Source organism: Dolichospermum lemmermannii CS-548 (genome assembly GCF_028330815.1).
Taxonomy (GTDB): domain Bacteria; phylum Cyanobacteriota; class Cyanobacteriia; order Cyanobacteriales; family Nostocaceae; genus Dolichospermum; species Dolichospermum lemmermannii.
In genome coordinates this window covers 1-4,093 of record NZ_JAQMTJ010000032.1, presented here as the reverse complement: position 1 = coordinate 4,093, position 4,093 = coordinate 1, and the positions used below count along the sequence as shown (strand labels likewise).

2 protein-coding genes are annotated in these 4,093 nt (G+C 40.9%); both read left to right on the top strand.

Annotated features, from left to right (window positions below; all coding sequences use genetic code 11):
* Nucleotides 1-419: 419 nt before the first annotated feature.
* Complete coding sequence (gene sat / locus PN450_RS01680; protein WP_271835227.1) at nucleotides 420-1,601, top strand: sulfate adenylyltransferase; 1,182 nt, start codon at nucleotides 420-422, stop codon at nucleotides 1,599-1,601.
* A gap of 75 nt (nucleotides 1,602-1,676) precedes the next feature.
* Nucleotides 1,677-3,794, top strand: a complete 2,118-nt coding sequence (locus PN450_RS01675; protein ID WP_271835226.1) for a caspase family protein — start codon at nucleotides 1,677-1,679, stop codon at nucleotides 3,792-3,794.
* Nucleotides 3,795-4,093: the final 299 nt, after the last annotated feature.

Below are 4,093 nucleotides of genomic sequence, written 5' to 3'. Positions count from 1 at the left end.
CTTAACGCAAAATCTTCATCCCGCAAGGAACTCAAGTTCCTTGCTAATAGCGAAAGTCATCTAAAAGATGACTAAATACTAGGAAAATTCATTAGTCCGTTTTAACGGACTTGAGCTATGAGACAGGGAATTTATTCCCTGACGGGTTTTTGGCAGTGCGGGCATACTTCGACCCTTCGACAGGCTCAGGGCATCGCAAGCTCAGTACAAGTCTTGCCCGCGTGAGCGAGACGCTCACACTACAGTCCATCATTTTTATCTTGACGAACTACTAGTATTAGCAGTTGTAAAATACACCATCTTTTCCTAATCTCACCCTTTCCGACCGGCAAAGGAAAAAAATTCACAGAAATTTAACAATGTGTACCAATAATTTGGTAAATTAGTACATAGTCTGCAACAATTAGGGAAAAATTACGTTGAGTTACCATCCAGATGCCATTGCCGCCCACGGTGGAGAGTTAATTAATCGGGTTGCTTCCTCAGCACAAAGAGAAGTATTTCTCTCTAAGGCTGACTTTTTACCGCGTGTGGAACTTGATGAACGAGCAGTTTCTGATTTAGAAATGATTGCCATTGGTGGTTTTAGTCCTTTGACTGGTTTCATGAACCAAGCAGACTATAACCGAGTCGTCACCCAAATGCGGTTAGCTAACGGTATTGTCTGGTCAATTCCTATTACACTGTCCGTAACCGAAGAAGTAGCAGCCCCTCTACAAGCAGGCGGTTTGGTGCGTCTGGATAACCCCAGAGGCGAGTTTATTGGGGTATTGGAACTGACCCAAAAGTATACCTACGACAAACAACAAGAAGCCATAAATGTTTATCGCACTGATGATGCTAAACATCCTGGGGTGCAGGTAGTATATAACCAAGGTTCTATCAACCTAGCTGGTGATATCTGGTTATTACAACGGGACTCTCATCCCCATTTTCCCAGCTACCAAATTGACCCCGCTGCGTCACGGGAAATGTTTCGAGAAAAAGGCTGGAAAACAATTGTGGGTTTCCAAACTCGCAATCCCATCCACCGCGCCCATGAATATATTCAAAAGTGCGCTTTAGAAACTGTTGATGGTCTATTTTTGCACCCATTGGTAGGGGCAACTAAAGAAGATGACATCGCTGCTGATGTGCGGATGCGTTGTTATGAAATTTTACTAGAACACTATTACCCTGTAGATAGAGTAATTTTGGCAATTAACCCGGCAGCCATGCGTTATGCTGGGCCTAGAGAAGCCATTTTCCATGCTTTAGTGCGGAAAAATTACGGCTGTACACATTTTATTGTCGGACGTGATCATGCTGGTGTGGGTGACTACTACGGCACTTATGACGCTCAATATATCTTTGATGAATTCGCCCCTGAAGAGTTGGGAATTGTACCAATGAAGTTTGAACACGCTTTCTATTGCAAGCGCAGCAAACAAATGGCCACAACGAAAACCAGTCCTAGCAAACCAGAGGAACGGGTTCATCTGTCGGGAACCAAGGTGCGGGAAATGTTACGTCGGGGTGAGTTACCACCACCGGAATTTTCTCGTCCAGAAGTTGCGGCTGAGTTAACCAGGGCTATGAAAATTGCACCTGTATTAGTTTAGATTAAGATCAAAAACTTTACTCTCCAGACTTCAGCCTTTAAGCTATGAGAATGGGCTGGAGTCTGACTGTTAATTATGAAACGGCGTGGGTTTTTACAACAAATTAGCGGCTTATTAGCGGCATTGGGAGTGGCTGAAACTGAGTGGTTGAGTTTGGGTAATCCCTATTACCAAGCTTTAGCACAACCTAATCAGCGGAAGTTGGCATTATTGATAGGAATTAATCAATATCCACAAAGTCCTGCCCTTGGTGGTTGTGTAACTGATGTGGAATTGCAAACAGAATTGTTAATTAATCGTTGTGGCTTTGCCGCGTCAGATATTCTGACTTTAACTGATGAACAAGCCAGCAGAAAATTTATTGAAAATGCTTTTTTAGATCACTTGGGTAAGCAAGCCAAACCTGGAGATGTGGTGATTTTCCATTTTTCTGGTTATGGGACTCGTGTTAATTTGGGAACGGGAATATTAGCAAATGCCATAGTTCCTGTTGATGAGAATAATTTATTGGGGACAAATTCGAGAAACTATTTATTGGCAGAAACTCTGTTATTATTATTGCGATCGCTCCCAACAAATCAAGTCACAGCAATATTAGATACTAGCTACTATCATTCTAGTGAATTAAAACCCAGTGGTTTACGAATGCGTACCCGTCCAGAATTATCAACAGCAACTTTACAAATAGAAGAATTAGAATTTCTATCACAACGGAAAAATCATAAATCAGCTAATAATAATCCTCTGATTATCAATGCGACTTCAGAACTAAATCAGCAAGCCGGAGAATTTCTTTTCTCTAATTGGACTGCGGGATTATTGACTTATGCTTTAACTCAATATTTGTGGGAAACTATCCCAGCCAAAACAATCCCAATTTTTCTTGCTGGTGTTGCTACCTCCATGTATCAGTTAGGTGGAAAACAACAACCAAGTCTAGTAAATGAGCCAAAAAAATCTCAAAATGCTTTAATTGTTGATTATTTTCCGATTGATAAATTGAGAAGTATTGGTGTAGTTCAAGCCATAGATGATGATGGCAAAACAGTCAAATTATGGTTAGGAGGATTACCTACTCAAGTTCTCACAAATTATGGCGTAAATTCTCGGTTAACTCTGGATACGGGAGAAGAGTTAGTGGTTAAATCACGAAGTGGGTTAATAGCTAAAGCCCAATTTACAAATAAAGAAATTACTACTTTACCTCAAGTTGGGCAAATAGTCCAAGAAGTTATTCGGGTATTACCTCAGAATATTCATGTTAATGTGGCTTTAGATCAGGGTTTGGAAAGAATTGAACGGGTAGATGCTACTAGTGTTTTTTCAGGAATTAACCGGATTGCTAATATTGCTACTGTAGAAGAAACTGCTGATTATGTGTTTGGTAAAGTTGCCCAAGTCCCCAGCCGTTATGGTCTTTTTTGCCTGGGTGGTGAATTGATTATTAATACGATAGGGGAAGTTGGGGAAGCGGTGAAGGTGGCAGTACAGCGATTAAAACCAAAATTTTCTACTCTGTTAGCATCAAAGTTGTGGCAGTTGACAGAAAATAAAGGTTCTTCGCGTTTACCTGTGAGGGCAACTTTAGAGATTGTTAACAACGTTTTACCCCGTGTTTTTATGGTGAGGGATACTTTGGGGACTGCAAGTATTGATAACACTTTGCAAACACCTGGCTATGAAGAAATAGCTATGCCGACAATTCCTGTGGGTAGTCGCTGGCAATATAAAATTGAAAATTTGAGCGATCGCCCGATATACTTAATTTTAGTGGGTTTAAATAATTATCAAGATGCCTTTGCTTTTTATCCTTGGGAAGTTTTCCTGCAGACAGATATTCCCCCCACCAAACCCCAATTAATAGAAGTTCTGATTCCTCCGGGTAAAACTGTCAAAATTCCAGAGAATCACCCGATAGCTGGCTGGTTACTGCCTACTCGTTATACTTTTTGTGAACACCAAATTATTCTGAGTACAGCACCATTTAAGGAAACTCTCACGGCATTAGCGATCGCTAAATATCCTACCACAGATCAACAGGCTATTAGTCCCATTGTTAACCCTTTAGAAGTTGCCCAAGCCATATTACAAGATTTACATAACGCTAGTAACGTTACAACTGACATCAATGATGCCTATGTTTTGGATGTGAATAATTGGGCAAGTTTGAACTTTAGTTTTCAGGTTGTTTAGAGAGTCACCGAGTTAGGAGCAGGGCTGTTTCATTCCCTAAAATAGGTAGAATTGCCAGGGTAGATGGGGAGAAAAATCATGAGTGCTGGTCTAATTGAACAATTGAAGCAGTACCATCGTATTCAACAATCCGACGTGTAGTCATGGGGGTAGACTTCAATCCCACATTCCGCACCCCCCAGTGTCACAATCGGTAATTTCGGATTTTTGAATACCTGTGAGGATAATTTTGATACAAAATCGTCGAAATCTTAGGTGGCGATCGCTAATATCAAATCCCCAAACGACCATTTTTCGTT